The 22,667-nt window shown below is 44.3% G+C and carries 21 protein-coding genes; 12 read left to right on the top strand and 9 right to left on the bottom strand.

Annotated features, from left to right (window positions below):
• From map to recR, 4 genes are all read left to right on the top strand, one after another.
• The coding region (map, locus tag K2Y18_09045; GenBank protein MBX9805880.1) for a type I methionyl aminopeptidase at nt 1–453 on the top strand (453 nt) is incomplete at its 5' end.
• Nucleotides 419–1,123 (top strand): DNA repair protein RadC, encoded by a 705-nt coding sequence (gene radC, locus K2Y18_09050; protein ID MBX9805881.1) that lies wholly within the window; start codon nt 419–421, stop codon nt 1,121–1,123. The genes map and radC, both read left to right, overlap by 35 nt.
• 302 nt (nt 1,124–1,425) lie before the next feature.
• Nucleotides 1,426–2,223, top strand: coding sequence for a hypothetical protein (locus K2Y18_09055; protein ID MBX9805882.1), 798 nt, complete (start codon nt 1,426–1,428; stop codon nt 2,221–2,223).
• A gap of 269 nt (nt 2,224–2,492) precedes the next feature.
• Nucleotides 2,493–3,086, top strand: a complete 594-nt coding sequence (recR, locus tag K2Y18_09060) for a recombination mediator RecR (protein MBX9805883.1) — start codon at nt 2,493–2,495, stop codon at nt 3,084–3,086.
• A gap of 63 nt (nt 3,087–3,149) precedes the next feature.
• Here the strand turns inward: recR and K2Y18_09065 are convergent, their stop codons facing one another.
• The 4 genes from K2Y18_09065 to K2Y18_09080 all read right to left on the bottom strand — a co-directional run bounded on the left by K2Y18_09065 (nt 3,150) and on the right by K2Y18_09080 (nt 9,630).
• The gene (locus K2Y18_09065; GenBank protein MBX9805884.1) at nt 3,150–3,755 is read right to left on the bottom strand and encodes a hypothetical protein; all 606 of its coding nucleotides are present in this window, start codon (nt 3,753–3,755) and stop codon (nt 3,150–3,152) included.
• Nucleotides 3,756–3,912: 157 nt separating this feature from the next.
• Nucleotides 3,913–4,788 carry a methyltransferase domain-containing protein gene (locus K2Y18_09070; GenBank protein ID MBX9805885.1) on the bottom strand — a complete coding sequence of 292 codons (876 nt, stop codon included), beginning with the start codon at nt 4,786–4,788 and terminating at the stop codon, nt 3,913–3,915.
• Between the two features lie 6 nt (nt 4,789–4,794).
• Complete coding sequence (locus K2Y18_09075; GenBank protein ID MBX9805886.1) at nt 4,795–7,860, bottom strand: efflux RND transporter permease subunit; 3,066 nt, start codon at nt 7,858–7,860, stop codon at nt 4,795–4,797.
• Nucleotides 7,861–7,869: 9 nt separating this feature from the next.
• The gene (locus K2Y18_09080) at nt 7,870–9,630 is read right to left on the bottom strand and encodes an efflux RND transporter periplasmic adaptor subunit (protein ID MBX9805887.1); all 1,761 of its coding nucleotides are present in this window, start codon (nt 9,628–9,630) and stop codon (nt 7,870–7,872) included.
• Nucleotides 9,631–9,898: 268 nt separating this feature from the next.
• Between K2Y18_09080 and K2Y18_09085 the strand changes: the two genes are divergently transcribed.
• Both K2Y18_09085 and tssH read left to right on the top strand, forming a co-directional pair.
• Complete coding sequence (locus K2Y18_09085; protein MBX9805888.1) at nt 9,899–11,257, top strand: hypothetical protein; 1,359 nt, start codon at nt 9,899–9,901, stop codon at nt 11,255–11,257.
• Between the two features lie 180 nt (nt 11,258–11,437).
• On the top strand, nt 11,438–14,038 hold the full coding sequence (gene tssH / locus K2Y18_09090; GenBank protein MBX9805889.1) for a type VI secretion system ATPase TssH: 2,601 nt from the start codon (nt 11,438–11,440) through the stop codon (nt 14,036–14,038).
• Between the two features lie 119 nt (nt 14,039–14,157).
• On the opposite strand, the gene K2Y18_09095 is transcribed toward tssH, so the two are convergent.
• Nucleotides 14,158–14,685: a hypothetical protein gene (locus K2Y18_09095; protein ID MBX9805890.1), complete on the bottom strand. Its 528-nt coding sequence runs from the start codon at nt 14,683–14,685 to the stop codon at nt 14,158–14,160.
• Nucleotides 14,686–14,830: 145 nt separating this feature from the next.
• On the opposite strand from K2Y18_09095, the gene K2Y18_09100 reads away from it, so the two are divergent.
• On the top strand, nt 14,831–15,076 hold the full coding sequence (locus K2Y18_09100) for a DUF2798 domain-containing protein (GenBank protein ID MBX9805891.1): 246 nt from the start codon (nt 14,831–14,833) through the stop codon (nt 15,074–15,076).
• Nucleotides 15,077–15,088: 12 nt separating this feature from the next.
• Here K2Y18_09100 and K2Y18_09105 read toward each other — a convergent pair whose 3' ends face one another.
• Nucleotides 15,089–15,547 (bottom strand): hypothetical protein, encoded by a 459-nt coding sequence (locus tag K2Y18_09105; protein ID MBX9805892.1) that lies wholly within the window; start codon nt 15,545–15,547, stop codon nt 15,089–15,091.
• A 180-nt stretch (nt 15,548–15,727) separates the two neighbouring features.
• On the opposite strand from K2Y18_09105, the gene K2Y18_09110 reads away from it, so the two are divergent.
• On the top strand, nt 15,728–16,426 hold the full coding sequence (locus K2Y18_09110; protein MBX9805893.1) for an NUDIX hydrolase: 699 nt from the start codon (nt 15,728–15,730) through the stop codon (nt 16,424–16,426).
• A 99-nt stretch (nt 16,427–16,525) separates the two neighbouring features.
• Here K2Y18_09110 and K2Y18_09115 read toward each other — a convergent pair whose 3' ends face one another.
• The 3 genes from K2Y18_09115 to pdhA are packed head-to-tail and all read right to left on the bottom strand — an operon-like array spanning nt 16,526 to nt 19,760.
• The gene (locus tag K2Y18_09115) at nt 16,526–17,779 is read right to left on the bottom strand and encodes a pyruvate dehydrogenase complex dihydrolipoamide acetyltransferase (protein MBX9805894.1); all 1,254 of its coding nucleotides are present in this window, start codon (nt 17,777–17,779) and stop codon (nt 16,526–16,528) included.
• A 10-nt stretch (nt 17,780–17,789) separates the two neighbouring features.
• Entirely contained in the window at nt 17,790–18,773 is a 984-nt protein-coding gene (locus K2Y18_09120; protein ID MBX9805895.1) for a pyruvate dehydrogenase complex E1 component subunit beta, read from the bottom strand.
• A 15-nt stretch (nt 18,774–18,788) separates the two neighbouring features.
• Nucleotides 18,789–19,760, bottom strand: a complete 972-nt coding sequence (gene pdhA / locus K2Y18_09125; protein MBX9805896.1) for a pyruvate dehydrogenase (acetyl-transferring) E1 component subunit alpha — start codon at nt 19,758–19,760, stop codon at nt 18,789–18,791.
• A 367-nt stretch (nt 19,761–20,127) separates the two neighbouring features.
• Here pdhA and K2Y18_09130 point away from each other — a divergent pair, with 367 nt between their 5' ends.
• The 4 genes from K2Y18_09130 (at nt 20,128) to K2Y18_09145 (ending at nt 22,662) form a co-directional block, all read left to right on the top strand.
• Entirely contained in the window at nt 20,128–20,583 is a 456-nt protein-coding gene (locus tag K2Y18_09130; GenBank protein ID MBX9805897.1) for a hypothetical protein, read from the top strand.
• Nucleotides 20,584–20,587: 4 nt separating this feature from the next.
• On the top strand, nt 20,588–20,974 hold the full coding sequence (locus K2Y18_09135) for a hypothetical protein (GenBank protein MBX9805898.1): 387 nt from the start codon (nt 20,588–20,590) through the stop codon (nt 20,972–20,974).
• Between the two features lie 83 nt (nt 20,975–21,057).
• Nucleotides 21,058–21,267, top strand: a complete 210-nt coding sequence (locus K2Y18_09140) for a hypothetical protein (protein ID MBX9805899.1) — start codon at nt 21,058–21,060, stop codon at nt 21,265–21,267.
• A 237-nt stretch (nt 21,268–21,504) separates the two neighbouring features.
• On the top strand, nt 21,505–22,662 hold the full coding sequence (locus tag K2Y18_09145; GenBank protein ID MBX9805900.1) for a hypothetical protein: 1,158 nt from the start codon (nt 21,505–21,507) through the stop codon (nt 22,660–22,662).
• The last annotated feature ends 5 nt before the right edge of the window (nt 22,663–22,667 follow it).

Raw genomic sequence — 22,667 nt, forward strand, 5'->3', positions numbered from 1 at the left:
GGATGGCATGGGGACACCAGCCGGATGTTCACGATTGGCAAGGTTGGCGTGCGGGCGAAAAAGCTCATCGATGTGACCTATGAGGCGATGATGCGTGGTATCGACGTGGTTCGACCGGGGGCGACGCTTGGAGATATTGGGTACGCGATTCAATCTTTTGCTGAAAAGGAAGGCTTCTCAGTCGTCCGTGATTTTTGTGGACATGGGGTGGGCAAAGTTTTTCATTCTGCTCCGAATGTGGTTCATTACGGTAAACAAGGCCAAGGTTTGGTCCTTAAAGAAGGGATGTTCTTTACCATTGAACCCATGATTAATGCGGGTCGTTATGAGGTTAAAATTCTGGCAGACGAATGGACTGCTGTGACGCGCGATAAGTCATTGTCAGCTCAGTTCGAGCATTCCTTAGGGGTGACGGCCGATGGTTACGAAATCTTCACGCTCTCCGGAGAATGAGCCAACCTATCTCGGGCACCGTGCTCGGCTGAGGGAAAGATTTGCGCAAGCCCAAGGCCTCGGTTTGGCCGATTATGAACTCCTCGAGCTGCTTCTCTTCCTTGCCCTTCCGCGAAGCGACACCAAACCGCTCGCTAAAGCGCTCCTCCAAAAATTCGGATCCCTTGCAGCTCTTCTAAAAGCAGAGAAGGGGCTCATCTTAGAAACACCTGGCGTAGGAGAGGGGGTGTTGCATGTTATCCAGCTCATGCAAGCTGTAATCGGTAAGGTTCTCCAACAGGAAATGATGAATAAGCCGGTTTTGGCCAGCTGCCAAAGTGTTCTCGATTATTGCCAAGCAACCATGGCCCACGACAAGCGGGAAACGGTGCGTCTCTTGTTCTTGGATCGGAAAAATCAGGTCATTGGGGATGAAGTTCAGCAAACAGGTACAGTTGACCATGCGCCTCTCTACCCCCGTGAAGTTGTCAAGCGCGCCCTTGATCTTGGCGCTTCTGCTCTCATTATTGTCCACAATCACCCCTCAGGGGATCCGACGCCTTCGCGCGCAGACATTGATATGACCCTCAAAGTCCAGCAAGCGGCCAGTTCTCTTGGCATTGAGGTCCACGATCATCTCATCATCGGCAAGGGGAGGCATAGTTCCCTGAAGTCCATGGGATTGATGTAGTGCTCTAGAGCCCAGCCTATGGCCAACTACTGACTCAAAACTTTGCTTCCGGTGTTCCCTTTCAAAAAGTTAGCTCTACTCCAGTTCTCGATTTTCTTTGATCTAACGGAGGTTTTGTTATGCATTACAACCATTGTCAATTTTAACTTAATCCCAATATAATAAATTCAAAATTGCATATTTAAAAATTTGAAAAAAGATAAATTATTGAATAGAGACTTGGCAATTTTATCTAGCCTGTGTATGGTCAAAGTGTCCTTGTATTAATAAAAAATGTACTAACAAAAAAAGGAAAAACAGTTATGAAAATCAAGAGTTTGATAAAATGTGCCGTCATTGTTTCTTGCGTTATTAATTTCGCTGAAACTGCGTGGGGATCAAGTGAAGAAACGAAAGAAGCTTCAGAAGTTGCTGCAGGTGCCTTAAGTCCAGTAAGCCAAGTGAAATCAATAGATCCTGAATTTCAGGACTTATCCAGTCTGGAAGCTAAAGATCTCGGGTCAGAGTATAAAGGGAAACTCATTGCTTTACAGCAGACTCCTCCGCCTGCCATCGAAGAACTTCGCCCAGATCTAAAAGGGACAGATGTTTTGCTCCTCATTGAGGCTTGCCAAACGAAAAATATCGACCCATTTGTGGCTTTTGTTAAGAGCAACGCAAAGCAAAAGGTTAAGACGTGGCTACAGAGTCTCATTGTTAAACCAGAAACAAACTATGAGCGGTATCTTGATAGTGGTGTAATATTCGATGCAGAAAGTGTACATGCTAAAACAAGTAGCAAGTTAGAATCTACAGGAGAATTTTTTGGTGCTCTTAACCGATACCTTGATACTTTAACCACTGCGAAGCTTTGCGAATATTGCCCATTTTCAGTGCCGGTAATTCAACAAGATGCGACCCACGTACTTCAGATATTGGTTAGTGTAGATGAGAAGGTGAAGCTGGCCCTTCGAGAAGCTTTGGGTGTTTGGGTTGATCACTTTAAAGTTTCTGCTAACACTGATTTTCTTAATTCGAATATATCATATGGAAAATCAGGCCAACCAAAATCCCGTAAAAAGGAAGATTTCAAAAAGGCCCTTCAAGCCGTAATTCGTTAAGTTGTGGATAAATCATGTTTGAAGACATGAAGTTTAAATACCTTAAGGAAACGCATAACAATCAACGACCATCTGCTTTTGCGGGTGGTCGTTTTTTTGTGTGTGAATCTATAGAAATTATCATAGACCACATGAAGCGTATGCGTTAGTCTGAGAACGTAAATTTTGAAAGTAGGATGGGGGGAGATAAACAACAGCCCTTTGACATTCCCATCTCGCTTCCTAAAATTTAGACGTCCAACTAAGAAAGCATTACACAAGAGGCACCTATGAGCGGTTCAGAAATTCAAAGACTCATTCAGTATTTAGGGAAATTGCCGGGTCTCGGTCCTCGCTCTGGCCGAAGGCTCGCCTTGCATTTGCTGAAGAAGCGGGAGCAGGTCATGCGTCCCCTTATCGAGGCATTGCAAACAGCAGAAGCCGCCATCAAAACCTGTCAGACCTGTTATGGGCTTGATACTCAAGATCCTTGCACCATTTGTACTGACCCGCGCCGCGATGGGGGTCTTTTGTGTGTGGTCCAAGATGTGGCGGATCTCTGGGCCTTGGAGCGCGCCAATGTCTTTCGGGGACGGTTTCATGTGTTGGGGGGTGTCTTGTCCGCCATAGATGGTATGGGGCCCAATCAGCTCACGATAGATGCCTTGATTGAGCGCGTTCAAAAAGCCGGTGTGAAGGAAGTTGTCTTGGCACTTAACGCCACCATTGATGGTCAAACAACCATCCATTATCTGATTGATCGCCTCCAGCCCTTAGGCGTTTCCTTATCCACCCTGGCTCATGGGGTGCCTATTGGGGGAGAGTTGGATTATCTAGATGATGGAACCCTCTCGACAGCCTTTACGGCAAGGCTTGTTGTTTAAGGCTTCGACAAGATATGAGGTGAGTGAGTTGGAGGAACTTACTCACCTCACAGGACACAACAATTATTGATTGTTATGTTTTGTTGCAATGATGACAGATGGCATAAATGATTGAGCAATTTCGGCGATAGCAGGCCGACGAAGTAAGTTCAAAGCATTTCCTTGAGGCATCGTTTCATAACTGTACAGGTTAGGGGCGAAAGTACCAGGTAAACTGTTCCCGATCTGCCTCGCTCTTTCAAATGAGCTTATGGCTGAAGAGGTTACTGGAATAACAAGTTTTCCTCCCTGGGTTAAAAGGGTTTCAAAATCGTTCCAAGCAGCTGCTCTGTGGATATGTTGATAGGTCATCCAGTCAATGATGATTGTATTAAAGTGCTCAGGGAAGAAATTTACGAGTTCGCTAAAATTAGCAGCTCCATGTTGTCCTGCATCATTGATATCACGATGATGAAAATTTTCAGGTGGTGGGTTTGGCACTCCGTTATTCATAAAATCTACAAAGTATGCGTTTTCTATGCCTTCAACACCTTGAACATTTTCATCCCATGGGCGACAGCCTATGATGAGCATTTCACCAGCGTTGTTCATTTCATCTTCCATTGCTATGGAAGTTCCAATCACAGACAAACCAATAAAAACATATTTAAACAACCTATTTAATAGCATTGCACGCCTCTTTAATTAATAGTTTATAAAACAGAATATTTAAAATGCAAAAATTGTTATATTTAAATACCTCTATAATTCACAAGTGGTATTTTTATTTTATAAATGCAAGTTTTATTTTTTACGTACAAGAGGAAAGAAACGAAAATTAATTCTATTAAATATGGTCCTGCAATAGAGCCTTAGCCGAACCACGTTTCAGAGGCGTCTGTTGAGACGCATGGGGTACCCAACCGGTCAGAGTGACGACATCAAAGGTTGCTTTAACGCGCCCATCCGCTACTCCATAACGTTCCTGATACAGCTCAACCATTCGCATTAAGAGGCGCCGGGACAGGGGCGCCTTGGATCGTTGGTAAAGAATGTTCGTTTCCCCCATGTTGCGCAAATCGTGAAGAAGAGCTAAGGGGTGGGGGTAAGTGACCTGAATGCGGTCATGATCCACCACAGGAAGGGCAAATCCTGCGCGTTGAAGCAAGGCGCCGGCCTCTTTGACGGATATCATTGGCGAAAGGCGCGGACTTACGCCGCCATGCAATTCAAGCTCTGCCGAATAAAAACAATCCCGTAGTTCAATCAAGGTTTCTCCGCCAAAAAGAGAAACCAGAAACAACCCATCAGGTTTCAAACAGTGAAAGGCTTGGGCCAGAAATCCCGGAAAATCATTGACCCAATGAAGGGAAAGAGCGCTGATGATAAGATCAATGGCATGCTTCGCAAAGGGTAAGGCTTCTTCATCAAGCACAACCTTTAAGGGGGAGGGTGAGTGACACACCATGGCTTCGCTGAGGTCTGTGGAAATAAGGGCGTTGGGCAGTATAGAGGCGAGCTGTCCTGTGTGCCCACCTAAATCCACAACCACAGGAAATGTTCGGCGGATCAGCTTGAGGCGGTTGCCCAAATCTTGACCAATACGATTTTTTAAAAACGCGTGCTGGGAAAACTTAAGAGAAGCACGATTCCGTCGAGACTTAAGGAGGACACGATCAAAGAGAAGCCCTGGGACATTCGTGAGTGGAGAAGGGATACCCATCTCCTTTTACTCAGGAAGGTCTTTCATAGGAACTCGGGTGCGACGGGCCAAATAGTAATAGAAGGCTGGTAAAACAAACAAGGTGAAGAGCGTACCAACCGACATACCCCCGACGATGACCCAACCAATTTGACGGCGGCTTTCATAACCAGCGCCTGTTGCAAGAGCAAGGGGCACTGCCCCTAAAACCATCGCGAACGTTGTCATTAAGATAGGCCGCAAGCGCATTCTTGAAGCCATAATGATGGCTGTGAGACGTTCTTTACCCTCGTCTCTTAGACGGTTTGCCACATCCACCATTAAAATACCATGTTTGGTTATTAACCCAATCAGGGTGACAAACCCAATCTGACTGTACAGGTTGATACTTCCATTTTCAATTAACGCGAGTGTTATGACAGCACCTGCGAGGGATAAGGGAACGCTGAGCATGATAATGAAAGGGTCAATCCAGCTTTCAAACTGAGCAGCCATTACAAAATAAATAAAGAAGAGAGCAAGCACGAAGATGAGGACGACGTTTTGGCTTTCACTCAAATACCGACGGGTTTCACCAGTCCAGTCAATTCGGGCATCCCTTGGGAGAATTTCCTTGGCGCTTTCTTTGACCTTTGTGATGCCTTCCATCAATCCAACGCCCGGTTTTAGTTTAAGAGAGAAAGACACGGAGCGCAGACGGTTGTAACGATAAATCTCCATTGGGTTTGTACGGGCATGAACCGTGACCAATTCCGCCAACGGAACAAGGGATTCTTGTTTGTCGCCGCCTTTGACAAATAAATTCGTGATGTCCTCAGGTGTTTGCTTGTTTACATCACTTACTTCAACCATGACATCATAAAGACGTCCTTCTTTCTTAAAATTTCCTGTTTTACGACCCCTAAGGAGGATTTCAATTGTATCCGCGATGGTTTCAGGCTCGATATTCAGAGAGGAAACGATTTCCCGGTTGATTGCAACAGTGTAATCTTGAGCATCCGCATGAATGTTGCTTAAAATAGCCTCGACAAAGGAATATTGGTGGAGTCGTCGAGATAGCGTCTCGGCAAGTTCACGAACTTCTCGATAGGTCTTGTTCGCTTGAACAACGAATTGAACCACATTGCTTTTATCGCCAGACACAGACCCGGTTTCAATTTTTGTATCAATCCCGGAAATGCCTTGGAGGCGAATTTTGAGATCATTTTCAATCTCTGCCGTCGTGCGTTTGCGGTTATCATCTAATTGGATAAAGATGTCGTAAGTGGGGTTGTTCACCGAAGTCACTCGACGGGTAATCTCCGGATAGGTTGCAAGAACCGCGTCAACTTCATTAACATATCGGTCGGTGTGTTCAAGAGTTGCCGTTTGGCTCGCTTGACCTTCGATTGAAATTTGCCCTTGATCTTCTCTTGGGAACATTTCACCAGGCAATGTATAATAGACAGCAAGCCCAAGTAAAGCAAAGGCGAGGCCAGAAAATATGACGGCCATACGTCGAGAAGCGACATCCATGAGGGAATGCAGGGCACGTGTATAAGCCTCTTCAATCCAGTCCAACCATATTCCAGCTTTAAAGATTTGATAGTTCGTGGTTGGAGGAAGATTATGATGCGGGTCGCGCTTGAGCATGCGGGCGCACATCATTGGGGATAGCGTTAAAGCTGCAAACCCGGAGATTAAGACAGCGCCAGCGAGTGTGAGGGCAAATTCTGTGAAGAACTTTCCGGTTTTACCTTTGGATAGGGCGATTGGCGCATACACAGCGACAAGGGTTAACGTCATGGCAATAATAGAGAAACTAATTTCACGAATACCGATCAGAGATGCTTTGAAGGTTTCCATACCATCTTCAATCCGTCGGTAGATATTTTCCAACACCACGATCGCATCATCCACTACCAATCCAATGGCAAGAACCATCGACAAAAGGGTAAACGTATTGATACTGAACCCTGCGAGATACATCAAGAAGAGGGCACCAATCAAAGAGACGGGTATGGTAACAAGGGGGATGATCGCAGCGCGCAAAGAGCGCAAAAATATAAATACCACAAGGATAACCAAAAAGATGGCCTCACCAATCGTCCAATACACCGCGTGAAGGGATTGTTCAATAAAGCGGGCTTTGTCAGAACCGACCTTCAAAGAAACACCATCTGGCAAGCGTTCTTCAATACGTGGAAGAGCTGCTTTAATATCGCGAGTAACCTCAATAGGGTTGGCAACGGATTGTTTGACGATACCGATACTGACGCCTAGTTTTCCATTAAATCGTGTTCTTGTCTTTTTGTCCTCTGCCGTTTCTTCTGCCTTGCCAATGTCTTTTAAGCGGACCAAGTGCTTGTCTTTACTGGAGACAACAAGATTTTCAAACTCTGTCGGTGTTTCAAGGTTGGCGAGTGTTGTTACAAGATATTGGCGCTCAGCAGTTACAATTTGCCCCGCTGGTTTCTCAAAATTTTGGCTGCGAATGGCTTTCATAACATCGGCAACTGTAAGATTGTAGGCTGCCAATTTCACAGGGTCTAACTTTAAGTACATTTTGTAAAGCCCGCCGCCTGCGATTTCAACACGGGCAACACCTGGGATGGCTTCAAACTCTTTCTTTAATTCATTTGTGGCATAGTCCCCCAATTCACTGGGAGACGTTTTATCGGACGTTAAAGCCAATGTCATTAAAGGCCGGTCTTCTGCACGCGCTTTAATGATGTTGGGTTCGTTCATTTCCTTGGGGAATTTATCCTTGGCCTTATTGAGGCGGTCTCGGACATCATTGGTTGCATCGTCAATACGGCGCTCCGGTGTGAATTCAAGGGTTATTTTGCTATCTTCCACACTGCTGGTTGATTCAGTAGAAACGATTCCATCAATACCTGCGACGGCTTCCTCAATAGGTCTTGTGACTGAATTCTCAATAATGTCAGGCCCGGCACCGGGTAGGGAGGCTTCGATTGTTAAGTAAGGTGTTTCGATCTTGGGGTCTTTTTGTAATGGGAGACGACTTCCTCCAACGACGCCCAAAGCAATCAGTATGAAGGTCATCACCCACGCAAATACGGGGCGTTGAATACAGACTTCAGATATTTTCATCGAGTTTCTCTAACTTCCCTTGAGTTTATTAACAATATAATCCCGTGATTTTCTAAAAAATGACTTTTCAGCTTCTATCTTTGTCGGAGCTTCAGCCTTTTGAACGCTTGGATTTTCATCCACCTTAGGTTCTTCAGTTGTTGGGGATTCTACCTTTAAAGTATCTGCCTTTGGTTCTTCTGGTTTTGAAGCATCTGGAGTAGGAGCTTCAACGTTAGGTGTTTCTGTTGGAGAAATTTCAACCTTAGGAGCTTCAGGCTTTACTTCTTCTGCAGGCGTTTCAATCATCGGTGCATCCACCTTTGGTTCTTCCTTTGGAGTTTCTACCTTAGGGGTTTCTTCCTTCGGAGCTTCCACCTTTGATTCTTCCTTCGGAGCTTCCACCTTTGATTCTTCCTTTGGAGTTTCTACCTTAGGGGTTTCTACCTTCGGAGCATCAACCTTTGGTTCTACCTTCGGAGCATCAACCTTTGGTTCTTCCTTTGGGGTTTCTACCTTCGGAGCATCAACTTTTGGAGTTTCAGCCTTAGCAGCTTCAGCCTTTGGTTCTTCTTTAGGCGTTTCAGCTTTAGGAGTCTCGCTTTTAGAGGCTTCTTTTGCTTCCCCTTCTCCTTCATCCAGAACTTCAACATCCCCTTCGCCCATGTTGGAGATTTTAACGGCTGTTCCTTCACCAAGTTTCAATTGGCCGGAGGTTACAACAATTTCGTCGGGACGAAGGCCGGCTGTGATTTCTGCCTGACCATTTTCTTTCGTTCCTGTAAGAACGCGTTTGCGCCCTGTCTTACCATTCGTGACAACCCAAACGTACTCAATATCCCCTTCACGACCCAGAGCTGATTCTGGGACTAAGAGAGCGTCGTTCTTGACGCCAATGATTACGCCAACGCTACCAAACAAACCGGTTTGAAGTTTGCCATCTTCATTGGGGATAGATGCGCGAACGGCGATACTATGGGTTTGGGGGTCAACGCGGGAATCGATCGCTTCAACGGTTGCTTGGAAGGTCTGATTTGGCATGCTGTCGAGCTTGACTTCAGCTGTTTGCCCAACGCCAATATCATGAATAAACTTTTCAGGAATTTTAAATTCGATTTTCATGGGATCAAAGTCAACGATCGTGACCAAGTCTTTTTGAGGGTCAACTGTGGCGCCTACGCTGACGTCAATCAAGCCAATTTTTCCATCAAATGGTGCATATATTGTGGATTTTGCGAGTTTCGCCTTGGCAACATCAACTTGGGCTTTGGCCATATTTAAACCACCGCGTTCTTGGTCATATTCAGTACCTCTACCCAACCCTTTGGTTTGAAGGGTTTCAAGGCGTCCGAATTTAACGACGCGATATTCAACGTCTGCTTCGGCCCTTTCTAACTCGGCTTTGAGTTCCTCATCTTCAAATTGAATCAACAGGTCCCCTTTTTTGACCATCGTTCCTTCTTTGAACCTAATTTCTTTAATGCGGCCTTGCATTTCAGCCTTCAAAGTGACGAATTGATCCGCACGGAGCTTCCCGACAGTCGTAATGCGTCTTGAAATGGTTCCTGGTTTAACGACGATGGCTTCAATGGAGATAACTTTGTCGGCTCTGTTTGCTTTGTCTGGATTTTCTAGGATGGATTGACATACTTTCTTAACGATTGGCGTTGCCATTTTTAAGCCAAACCATATGGCAAGAGCCCCCAAGAGCGCCCCGCCAATTAAGAAGGCGATTCTTTCACCGCTAAAGTTAAAAGGAGGTTTGGGCGCATTTAACTTAGTGAAGTCCATGATTTCATCCGTTTCATAGTATGGGTGAACATTTTTTCATATTTATAGCATAGGTTATAGAAATTAAGAATAAGTAAAATTGAGTTTTTCCGTACAAAAGCGGCATATTTAAATCGTAAGTATGCAGAAAGCTCTTAACTACTATTTAACTTACAGATATTATAATGATACTTAGTTGCTAGAGTATTTTTAAAGTAAATAGTTTTTATCTAAAATACAACGGCAAGATAGTGGAGGCAATATAACTGTACAGATTAGGAGGTGGCTTATGTCAAATACAAATAATACATTACTATATAAAGCGATTATGATGGGCGCATTAATGACGAACAGTGGTATTGCAGCTGAGGGGAATCATAAAGAAAAAGAAGGTGGGTTAAATGCAATAGATGTAGAACAAGCGTCAAGGTTGATTAATGATGAATTAGACGAACGTGAAAAGCAGAATGAGTTGAGAAGGCAGGCTTTAAAGCAGGTTCATTATATTGATTTAGAGAAGAAACCAAGTGATAAATCTGACAAAGACCCCATTGAGAAGGTTTTTGGTGTTTTAAAAAATGCTAGAAAATACTCAGGAAACGAGAAAATTCAATTGAAATTAAAGGTTCTGAATGCTTCTCCAAACCAATATAACGAGATACTCAAATTTATTAGTCGTGGCTATGATGATTATTTAGATCAAGGGGCGTCTGATATTATTTGTTATATAGATGAATATTATAAAGATGCTGAAGAGTACAAAAGCAAAAATGCTTTAGGTGATGAGGGTAAAGACAAAAGTGGCGGTAAGTGGAAATTAGGCGATAATCCTTGGAAAAAGACATCCTATTCTTTTCCAGCAGAGGCCACGTGTGACACCCCTGATCATAAGCATGGTGATACACCAGAGCATAAGCCCGGTCATGTTGAAGGGGATAAGCCTGGACATAAGCCCGGTCATGGTGAGGGGGATAAGCCTGGACATAAGCCCGGTCATGGCGAAGGGGATAAGCCTGGACATAAGCCCGGCGATGGTAAAGGGGATAAACCTGGACATAAGCCTGGTCATAAGCCTGGGGATACGCCTATAGAGAAGCCTGGGGATACACCAACAGAGAAGCCTGGGGATACACCAACAGAAAAGCCTGGGGATACACCAACAGAAAAGCCTGGGGATACACCAACAGAGAAGCCTGGGGATACACCAACAGAGAAGCCTGGGGATACACCAACAGAGAAGCCCGGGGATACTCCAACAGAGAAGCCTGGGGATACGCCAACAGAGAAGCCTGATGAAGGTAAGGAGAACGAAGGTGAAAATGTTAAGCCAAAGCTCCTTAAGAAAAAACCAGCAGCAGATGCAGAAGGGCTTAAAGGAAGAGATATGCGCAATATAGATGCTCTGATCCAAAATCTTGGTATAAGAGGAATGCCCGCATTCGGCCCAAATAGCTTGAACTTTAAGGGTATCTTTGATGATGTTAAACCCACAGAAGTAGTGCATTGGAGCAGTTCGGTTGTAAGGGGTGAAAAAAAGGATCCAGACACACTTCATTATGAGACCAATAATCTATCCACAAACCACACAAAGCATCCGTTAGTGAATGTGTTTTGTCGGAAAGGATTAAGTCAAGAACAGGGGCGTTAAAGCTAATAAAATATATGGATTTAAAGGATAATGAATTACCTCTCCTCTCTCAGGAGAGGTAATTCTTTTGGTTCAGTCTTAATGCATGAAAAAATGCCATATTAGGAATTCCATATTTCCTTAACTATTTGTGTCCTATAATTTATCTGGATACATTTATACTAAGGTAGGCTTCAATTTATGCAAGTGGACACGAAAGCTCTTATTGGTAAGCTTAACGCAACGTGCACCCGTGCGCTCCAAAGTGCTGCTGCCTTATGTATTTTAAAGAAAAATTATAATGTTGAATTAGAGCATTTTCTTTTGCGGCTATTCGAGGCAAATAATACGGATATCCAATTGGTTTTGCGACACTTTGAACTTGATATTGAAAGTATCAGAAAACAATTGGCGGCGACCGTGGATAAATTTCAAAGTGGTAACACAGCCCAAACGGCCTTATCTCCCCATATCTTAACGGCCCTTGAGGAAGCTTGGATGGTGTCATCCCTTCAGCTAGATGTTGAGGAAATTCGCTCAGGAACCATATTAATGGCCGTTTTGGACCTGGAAGCTTTGCGGGGGATTCTTCTTGAGAGCTGCCCGTTACTCCTTCGTCTCTCAAGGGATACCTACCGCGAGAACATGCGGGAGTTGTTGGCCAATAGTCCTGAAGCCAAAGAGAAGCCAAAGGCTGAAGGCTCTTCAAAGCGAGGTGTTGATTCATCAACCCAGCAGCCAGCGGCTGCATCCTCCGCTTTAGAACAATTTACCGTTGATATGACTGAGCAAGCTCGTTTGGGCAAGTTGGATCCCATTTATGGGAGGGATCGGGAGATTCGTCAATTAATTGACGTGCTATCGCGTCGTCGTCAGAACAATCCCATATTGGTTGGAGAAGCGGGTGTTGGAAAAACCGCCGTGGTGGAAGGGCTCGCTCAGAGAATTGCTTCAGGCGGTGTTCCCCCTTCCTTGAAAAATATTTCTCTACGATTGTTGGACGTAGGCCTTCTTCAAGCAGGTGCCAGCGTTAAAGGTGAGTTTGAGGAGCGTTTGAAAACACTGCTCGACGAAGTCAAAAACTCCCCAACGCCTATCGTGATGTTTATTGATGAAGCGCATACATTGATTGGGGCAGGCGGCCAAGCAGGTTTGGGAGATGCTGCTAATTTATTAAAACCCGCCCTTGCTCGAGGGGAGCTGCGCACCATAGCCGCTACGACTTGGGCGGAATATAAGCGCTATATTGAAAAGGATGCGGCTTTGACCCGCCGGTTTGAAGTTGTCAAAGTAGAAGAACCGTCCCCTGAAAAAGCATTGTCCATGCTGCGCTCCATCGCAGGGTCACTCGTCAAACATCATCACGTGACCATTTTGGATGAAGCCATTCAAGCGGCCGTGACCTTATCTCAACGATTTTTGACAGGCCGTCGCCTTCCTGATAAGGCGGTGAGTGTCCTTGATACGGCTTGTGCTCAAGTAGCGCTTGCCCATTCGGCTTTGCCTCAACCTCTGGAAGAGGCCCGCAATCAGCTTATTCTTCTGCAAATTGAAAAGGAAATGCTTCTTCGCGAAGATCACGGTGGAAATGAACATGAGCGTCGTTTGCAAGAAATTGAACAAGAGACAGATCAGGTGACCTTAAAAGCAGATGCTTTAGAAAGCCAATGGGGGCAATCTTCTGAAGTTGTTCAAAAAATTCAAGCAGTTCGAGACCAGTTAAATAATTTTGCTCTTGAGGACTTAGAAGGTGAAGAGGCGCGAAGTTTGCGAGAAGAAGTGAATAAACTTGAAAAGGTGTTGCGTGGTCAGGAGCTGGTGGGTCAATCCACCGGTCAAAGCTTGAGTCAGAGCCTGGTTCCCCATAGTGTGGATCGTCTCACGGTCGCCAAGGTTATTTCTGGATGGACCGGTATTCCCCTGGAGACAATGATCAACTTTGAGGAAGGATTAACGGTTGGTCAGCTTCGCCAAGCTCTAGAGAGGCGCATCATAGGCCAACCCCATGCGCTTGATATGATTGCGCGCCAAGTGGTGAGCTATCGGGCAGGGCTGTCGGATCCCACCAAACCCATGGGTGTCTTTCTCTTAGTGGGTCCTAGTGGCGTGGGCAAGACGGAAACGGCTCAAGCTTTGGCGGAGATTTTGAATGGTCATGAACGTCATCTGATCCGGATCAACATGTCTGAATTCCAAGAAGCCCACGCGGTTGCAACCTTGAAGGGCGCGCCTCCCGGTTATGTAGGCTACGGGAAGGGCGGTACGTTGACAGAGGCTGTGCGTCGAAATCCTTATAGCGTTATTTTGTTGGATGAAGTGGAAAAAGCCCATCCGGATGTCATGGAAATATTTTACCAAGTGTTTGATAAAGGGATGATTGAAGACAGTGAAGGGGTGGAAGTCGATTTCCGCAACACCTTGATCATCCTTACCTCTAACATTGGGGCGAACGATGCCAATGCCAATGAAAAGGATATATTAAAGGCATTGGAAAAGTATTTCCCCCACGCATTCTTGGCCAGGCTTACTGTGATTCCTTATTATCCATTAAGCCAGGATAATTTGACGAAGATTGTGAGGTTGAAACTTCAAGGGGTGGCTGCCCGCTTGTTCCAACAGCACCATGCGCGGCTCATCTATACGGACAAGGATATTGCGGAAATAGCTGCTCAATGCACCGATCCTCATCAAGGTGCAAGGTCCATTGATCATATTCTCACCCAACAAATCCTGCCCAAACTCTCCGAAAAGATTCTGGAAAGCCGTGGGCAGGGCTTGAAGGAATTGTCCCTGGGAGATTAAAGAGATATTGTTAAATTCGTAATCATTCGAGGTTTTCAATAAAATGTACATCATAATAAATTAACCCCTGAATCTAGAAGATTCAGGGGGATAATACTAATTAGAAGATTTGAGATCCCTTAATTAGGGTATGTTAACTGACAGCTAAACCACGGACCTTTTGCTGCTGTGGCGTCTGCTACTTTCTTAAAATTCATCTGGATGCGTCCGCCTTTAAAATCAGCTTTAACTGGACCACACGAGCCTTCCTGGAATTTTCCCATTGTTGCTCCTGGAGCATCAAATATCTTTATAGAGAAAGGAATTTCTTTGCCAGCTTCAACAAATATGGGTCTTCCTCGACGTGTTTGTATTTCTGAAGCTTGGCCGGGGGTAACGTGAGGTACGGGTTGGTAATGCTCAACTTCAAGTTTCGTTACATGAGTAATTGAGTTGGCTTCAAAAAAAGCTGCGAGAGTGGCTTGGGCAGCATTATCCATGCATCTGCCACCAGCACCCCATCTTTTGCAATGACCTCCCCCACCACCTCTTTGGCCTCCATGATGTCCGCGGCCCTTCCAGCCTCCTTCCGCAGGTGGTTGGGCGGCCTCAGTTCCTGTGCTGAATAGAAAAAGTCCTGCAAGTAGTGGTGTAAATAGGTGTTTCATAATGATCTCCATTCGATTAAAATATATTCCAAGATAATTATATGAGTGAACAACTTAAAGCTTTCTTAAGACACAAATCTAAGACTGTGAGTTTTATATTTGAATAAAGTTACCAAATAGTATAAAAGAATATTAATAATAAATCATGCAGAGGTTCCCCGTGCAAAAACTAAATAAAAAATACTTTTCATTTGTCTTCGCAAGTTTAATGTCAGTACTCATGTCCGCGATTATATCCCTATTTATCACGGTATATGAATTTGGCTTTGTAGATGATATTCTGTGGAAGTTCTTAAGTGCTTGGCAGTTTGCCTTGCCTGTTGCTTTTTTTGCGGCCCATCTTGTGTCACCTATCGTCAGAAAAATCACGCAGAAACTTGTTGAGGCGTGAAGCACCTTCAAGTTATGACACGTAATCCTCAATGAGCTTTAACAGCCGCTTATAGCGCTCTTTTGAGGGGGGATGTGTCTGTGAACCCTCTCCCACAATAACGTCTGTAAATAATTTTGCTGCATCATAGAGATTGTTCTTGGTGAAGTTACCGGATTGAATCATGGTATTCATCGCCCACTTATCGCATGCAAATTCCAGTTCGTAACACTCCCTTGGGGTCCGACCCTTATAGGAATCAAACTTTATATGGGCATATTCATGTAAGGTTGTCAGGATGAGTTGCGCAGGTGAGGCAGAGGCGATGAGCACTTCTTCTAGAAATATCTTTGTACCATCCAACGTAAAGGCCATGTTATTGATGTCTAAGCTATTGGTTATATGAACAATCTCTTGAGGAACACGCACTGAGCTCAAGTCTTTAAAAAAGACATCTATTTTTCTTTGATCAACGAACCACATGTATTCCATGACACGTACTCCATTTAGCTACACTATATAAGATAGTATTTTTTATTCAAATTTCATCTGGTATAGGGGGGAGTTTTAAAAAATTTTGATATTCTAAATAAACAAAATTAAAAAAGTTGAAAAATGACAAAATTATATCTATATGTAGTCTAGTACTAATCTTTATTAATCGAGGAAAAAATGTTAAACAAAATTGTAAATATAGTTAAAATGACAAAGCCTATTGCGGCGACCTTCTTTTTAGTAATGCTCGTAGGTTTTGATATGCCCGCAAGTTCTACAGAACGAGCTGGTGTTGTTCTTTTAAAGCAATATTGCGAAAATGATTGGGCAATTTTACTTGGCGAAAAAAATGGCACAACGAATGAGTGGAAAAGTGTTAACTTTCCGGCAGGTATTGCTCAAAATGGTGAAAAAAAGGATCTCCGAGATGCAGCAATTAGAGAAATGAAGGAAGAAACAGGTGGCCCACACTCACCCCTTAAAAACGTGACAAAAGACCAGTTATTCACTTCTTACCTTGAGTCTACAAACGCAAGCAGTAAGATTCGACTCTATTTCTTAGATGTTACACCTCTCGGAAATGTCGGAAAAGATTCATTAACAAAGGGTGTTAAAGCAGCCTTGAACAATCCGAATTTGAGCGGTGACTATAAAGAAGTCAGTGGGTATTGGGCGGTAGCTGTTCAAGACATCGTAAAAGCTGCAAAAAGAGTGAAAAACGGTGTCAATTCTGCAGGTAAACGTCGTTTTGAATCCCGTGGCAATAATACACAGTTGCAATTAGAATCTTATTACACACAAGCTCTTGCAGATCGTGTTGATGGTTTGTGTGAGATTCTTAAGAAAATAACAGGTATAGATTATAGTAAAGCTTAATTATATTGTCCTATGGGGCAAAGGTGCTTAGGCACGTTTAAGTTGAATAGGTCATCTATCATTTTTAAGATGACTTATTCAACATACCATATGAAATTTCTATATCAGCAGTTGTAACGGATCCTCGATCAATTCTTTAAATGCCGCCAAGAATCCTGCGCCTGTTGCACCATCAACAGCGCGGTGGTCAACGGAAAGCGTGCAGGTCATTAGGGTAGCAATTTGAATTTGTCCATCTTTAATAACGGGTCGTTGCTCGCCCTTACCAACGGCTAAAATACACGCTTGAGGTGGGTTAATGATGGCTCCAAAATGAGTGATGCCATACATGCCAAGGTTAGAGATGGTAAATGTCCCCCCTTGAAATTCTTCTGGCGCTAATTTCCCTGATCTTGCTTTTTCAGCTAATGTCTTCATTTGTCCTGATATTTGACGTAAAGATTTCTGATCGGCTGCCCGAATAATTGGTGTGATCAAACCGTCCTTAATGGCAACGGCAACCGCAATATCGGCCGACTGATATTGACGCAAAAAAGTTTCTTGCCAAGACACATTGGCTTCAGGGACCTTAAGGAGGGCCAGAGCCGTTGCCCGAATGATGAAATCATTAACGGAGATTTTCTCATCCTCAAGGCGTGCATTGAGATCACTGCGCAAGGCCAAAAGGGCATCTAACGTACAATCCGTTGTGAGGTAGAAGTGCGGGACTTGCTGTTTTGATTCGGTTAAGCGTTTAGCGGTCACCTTTCGGATATTGTTCAAAGGGAGATCGATATAACCAGACTCTCCATAAACGGGCGCAATCGTTGTTCCACCAGCTGGCTTCGGTGATTTCGTTGCACTTTCCACATCTAATTTAACGATGCGACCATGGGGGCCGGTGCCAGAAATGGTATGCAGATCCACATTCGTATGTTCAGCCAAACGTCGGGCAAGTGGGCTTGCAAACACTCTTTCGCCTGCATTTGTGGCTTTTTGAAGAGAAGTAGGCGTTGATTTTTCAGGGGCAGTTATTGAAATGACTTTTGAAGAAGGCGCATCAGCTGCTTTTGCCTCAGTAGGTTTTGCTTGTGGTGCAGCCGCTGCCTTATTGAGCGACGCTGCATCTTCTCCTTCTTCGAGAAGAAGGGCAATCACACTATTCACTGCAACTTGTTCAGTTCCTGCGGGAATAACAATGCGGCCCAAGGTGCCTTCATCGACCGCTTCAACCTCCATGGTGGCCTTATCGGTTTCAATTTCGGCCAAAACATCTCCAGCCTTAACGCTGTCCCCTTCTTTTTTCAGCCATTTAATGAGATTTCCTTCGGTCATTGTGGGGCTAAGTGCGGGCATTAAGATGCTAATCGGCATGTGGTCTTCCCTATTTGTAACAAACAGCTTTCGCTGCTGTGATGATTTTTCCGACATTTGGTAAGGCTAGTTTCTCTAAATTTGCCGCATAAGGCAAGGGGACATCTTCAGAGGCAACACGTAATGGGGGCGCATCCAAATAATCAAATGCTTTTTCACAAACTAAAGCGCATATTTCGGAGCCGATTCCTGCGAAAGGCCATCCTTCTTCCACGCTGACCAATCGGTTTGTGGATTGGACAGAGCGCAGAATTGTTTCCTCATCAAGGGGGCGAATGGTGCGCAAATCAATGACTTCCGCATCGATTCCTTCTTTGGCCAGTTCGTCTGCGGCTTCTAAAGCATACCCAACAGCGATTGAAAAGGCCGTGATGGTAAGGTCTTTACCGGGGCGAACCACGGCTGCTTTCCCCAGAGGAATCAAAAGATCTGAATCGTCAGGCACTTCAAAGGAGCGTCCATAGATCAACTCATTTTCTAAGAAAATGACTGGATTGGGATCGCGAATCGCGGACTTTAACAATCCTTTCGCATCAGCGGCAGAGTAGGGGGAGACAACCTTCAATCCTGGGCAATGGGCGTACCAGCTGGCAAAACATTGGGAGTGTTGAGCTCCCACCCGTGAGGCCGCGCCATTAGGGCCACGAAAAACGATTGGGCATCCCATCTGACCACCGGACATATACAGCGTCTTGGCGGCAGAATTAATGATTTGGTCAATGGCTTGCATGGAAAAGTTAAAGGTCATGAACTCAACGATGGGTTTCAACCCCAAGAAAGCCGCGCCTACTCCAAGTCCTGCAAATCCGTGTTCTGTGATGGGGGTATCCACAACGCGCTTGTTGCCGAATTCTTCCCATAAGCCTTGGCTTACCTTGTAGGCGCCATGGTATTCGGCCACTTCTTCTCCGATGAGAAAGACTGACTCATCCCGCCGCATTTCTTCCGCCATGGCGTCTCTCAAGGCTTCTCGAACCGTTAATGTTTGTGTCATTTTTATGGTATTCCTTTAGATCAATACATCTGTGTAGAGTTCGGCTGCATCTGGCTCTGGGGATTCTTGAGCAAAAGTTGCAGATTCAGCTACAATATCCCGCACCTCTTTTTCGATAACTTTAAGAGCGTCTTCGGTCGACAGTTTTTTCTTCAAAAGATAGGCTCGGAAAGTGTCGATAGGGTCATGTTCTTGACGAACCTTTTCAACCTCTTCTTTTGTTCGGTATTTTGCAGGGTCAGACATAGAGTGTCCGCGATAACGGTAAGTCTTGATGTGGAGAAGGGCAGGGCCCTTGCCAGATCGGGCATGCTCTAGGGCCCAGGCGCCAGCTTCTTGTACGGCAAACAAATCCATCCCATCAACCACGCGTCCTGGAATGTCATAGGGCTCACCCCGTTTATGGAACTCGCCATTGGCAGATCCTCGGGCAACAGAGGTTCCCATGGCGTATCCGTTATCTTCAACGATATAGACGACCGGGAGTTTCCATAAGGCTGCCATATTGAAAGACTCATAGACTTGGCCTTGGTTAACGCCGCCATCTCCCATATATGTCAAGCAAACGCCATTATCGCTTTTATATTTATGGGCAAACGCCATGCCGGTGCCAAGGGATACTTGGGAGCCGACAATGCCGTGTCCCCCAAAAAAATTCTTCTCGCGGCTAAACATGTGCATTGAGCCGCCCTTGCCCTTGGAATATCCCGAGGCGCGACCGGTTAATTCAGCCATAACGCCATTGGGGTCCATCCCACAGGCCAACATGTGTCCATGATCCCGATACCCAGTGATTACGGTGTCTTGAGGCTGGACGCAGCCCTGAAGGCCCACGATGACCGCTTCTTGGCCGATGTAGAGATGGCAGAAACCACCGATCAGGCCCATCCCATAGAGTTGGCCTGCGCGTTCTTCAAAACGACGGATCAACAGCATCTGTTCGTAACACTTGATCAGTTCAGCTGCAGACTGGTTCTTTTTACTCATTAGACCCTCTTTTGGATAAGGACTCTCGACTGCTTTTGCAGTCTGTAATTGTTCCGTCATACATTCCTACCTTAAGTATATCATACCCCATCCCTACAAAGTGTCCAGAGGGGGTATTGATTATTGTTCTTTCTTTCCTACCTGTTTTTTTCATTGGATGCAATTCCCCTTGTCACAATTTTGATCCTATTAAGGCGCAAACGATCCATTCGCTTTTTAGTATAATTTTGGATAAGTTAAGAGGAAGTGAAGAGGGTGAATTAGGTGAAGAACTTCTTCTCATTGTACAAATAGACTCTGTTTGACAAATGTAATTTACTCTTTTATATCTTTAAATCTATTCATCTTTATAAATTAGGTACGTGAAATGAAAAATCTCAGCAAGTTAATGCTCGTCGTTGGCACAATTGGAATAGGTCTTGCAGTTGAGGATGGCGAAAAGGTCCCGTTCACACCGGGTTTTGACATCTTAGTTTCCAAAAAAGGTTCTACAACCAATGACATAATGCTCGATGAAAAAGGGGTTCCCTTCACGCCTGTAATGGGAGATGGAACACCGGACTTCGTCACGCCTGTGATGGGATCCTCCCCTTGTTTTCTGGTCCCCCCTAAAGAATGGCGTCTTATGTATGCGGGGAATACACCTTATCATCCTGAAGGTTTAGAGGGATTTGAAGAGACAGAAGAACATCAAGTTGATGAAGAGAAAGAAGCAAGGTTTTTAACAGGTGGGTCCCCTCTAAACTTAAGCCCTGGAGTGGATTTAGCGCGAGAGTTATTCACGCCATCGACAGACGAAGAAATAAAAAAAAATAAGGAATGAATCAATGAAAAGAATAATGGCCATATTTTTAATCATTAACGCATTTTCAATATGTTACGCAGGTGAAGCTATTAAGAACGACATGGATTCTGATATGCGCTTTCTTGTTGAAATCAGTTCATCTGAGGGTGAAAAGGATAAGTCAGAGGAACTTTATAATGTGCCATTAACGCCTATGGTCTTTCGTTCTCACAAGCCAGTGAATCTGTGTGATGAAAGGCCAGAGGGCAAGGTTAATAAGAACGTGACTTTTTTAGATATAGTTCTCTTTGGAGACTATTCAAATGATGGAGAAGACACAGTGGAAACATCTGACGCTCCGGAGCCTGCAACAGCTCAAAAAGGTGAGGCAGATGATGTAAATCTGAAGAAATGTTGTCACATATTTTAAAGCAGAAGATTCTTTTGACAAATAAGATAATCTCTTTTATATCTCAAAAAGTTATCAATGATTTTACTAAAGGATTTATAAGAATGAAAAAAATAGTGTTGTTCCTGTTCGTGCTTTCAGCATTTTCTCTAAGCCATGCATCAGAAGAGAAAGCGAAGCCTGATGGAGTTGCTGCTTCAACAACGGCAGTGGTTGCAGACGATAAGAAAGAGGAAAAAAAGGATCAGGACTCAGAGCCAGATGCAACAACGTCAACTCCTGGAACAAATAAGAAGGGATGTTCTATTCTCTAAAATAGAATAGGGGACTCCCTTTATTGATGAAGAAATCGAACCAGGAGCAAAGAAAAGAACCTCTCCTGGTTATTTGATTGCAGAAGATAGATAAAGAAACCTCACGATTGTTGACCAACAATATTATTCACAAATATACGCAAACTACAAATTTCTTGACTCTATTCACCAATGTTCTTATAAATATCTGAAAAACAATTTTTATAAACTTTCTTTTCTCTTAATGAGGAAACTTCATTGCGATCTATTTTAGTATTATATATTTTGAATATATTGGTAACTTTTTCATCTAATGCGATGGAAGAAGAACGTCTAAGATGTGGTTCAGGAAAAAGCACACCCAAGATGGGGGTCAGTACACCCAGTTCAGTTTTCCAACTTCCTCCTTTAGCAAACATTATAGCTGCTGTTAAACAGTACGACCCTGATTATGCATTAGATAGGCGTCAACCAAGCGACCTAAAAGGTATCTATTTCCAGAAAGGCCAAACAAGGGAAACATTCTTTTCAGCTCTTCAAGCGGCTGTAAGAAATGGGTTGCTTCATCAACGTCAAGTTGAAGCGATTCAGTTCTATATTTCAAGTCTTGAACAGCCAAAACCGCCGAAAGCGTGGGTCCCATCTCCCCAAGCTGTCATCGATGCTTGTAATGAGGTAAACAAAGACAGCAAATTATGGAAGAAGCAAGAGGACGCAGTTCGCGAGGCTTATGAACGTTTCTTGAGGCACAAAAAACTGAATATTCTTGATGAAGAGCTTATGCGTTTTGATAATGGTAATGGAAAAGCCAGGCTTCATCGAAATCATCGCTTGGCTATTTTAAGCTATATTAAGGATTCATCTCTGGTTGCACAATGTCCTAAAAGTACTCCTTCAGCACAGGCACCTCAACAACAACTTCCTCTGCGAAAGCCATCTGGTGTAGATCCATCACCAGGTTCGCCCTGGAAAGCGATTCTTAAACGAGAGGCACCAAGCCAAGAAAAACCGAGTCCCGTTGCCGCTCCCTCTTTAGCCCCTAATGAATCATCTGATTCTGAGCAAGATTTGTCTTTGAGTTCCCATGTGCTCGCCAGGTATCTAGAGCTTGAATTTACAGAAGTTCAGAGCTTAATGAAGGCGTATTTTGCTAATGGCTATCCTGATCTTGGAAAGTGTCACGGTCCATCAGAAGAGTCACGAAGTCATGATACATCAGAAGAAGAGACGGAAGAAATTAAAGGGGAAGATGACATGATTACAGGTCTGGATTATGATGAATGGCTCTATTCTCATCCTCCTAAAACACCCCTTGACTTACACTGGGTGGATACCTTGCTTCATGATCCAACCGAAGGATCAGCATCGCAGAGAATCAAGACACCTCCTGAAAGTGAAGTGGAGGAGACTTCGTAAAATCG

This window comes from Alphaproteobacteria bacterium (assembly GCA_019746225.1).
Lineage (GTDB): Bacteria > Pseudomonadota > Alphaproteobacteria > Paracaedibacterales > VGCI01 > VGCI01.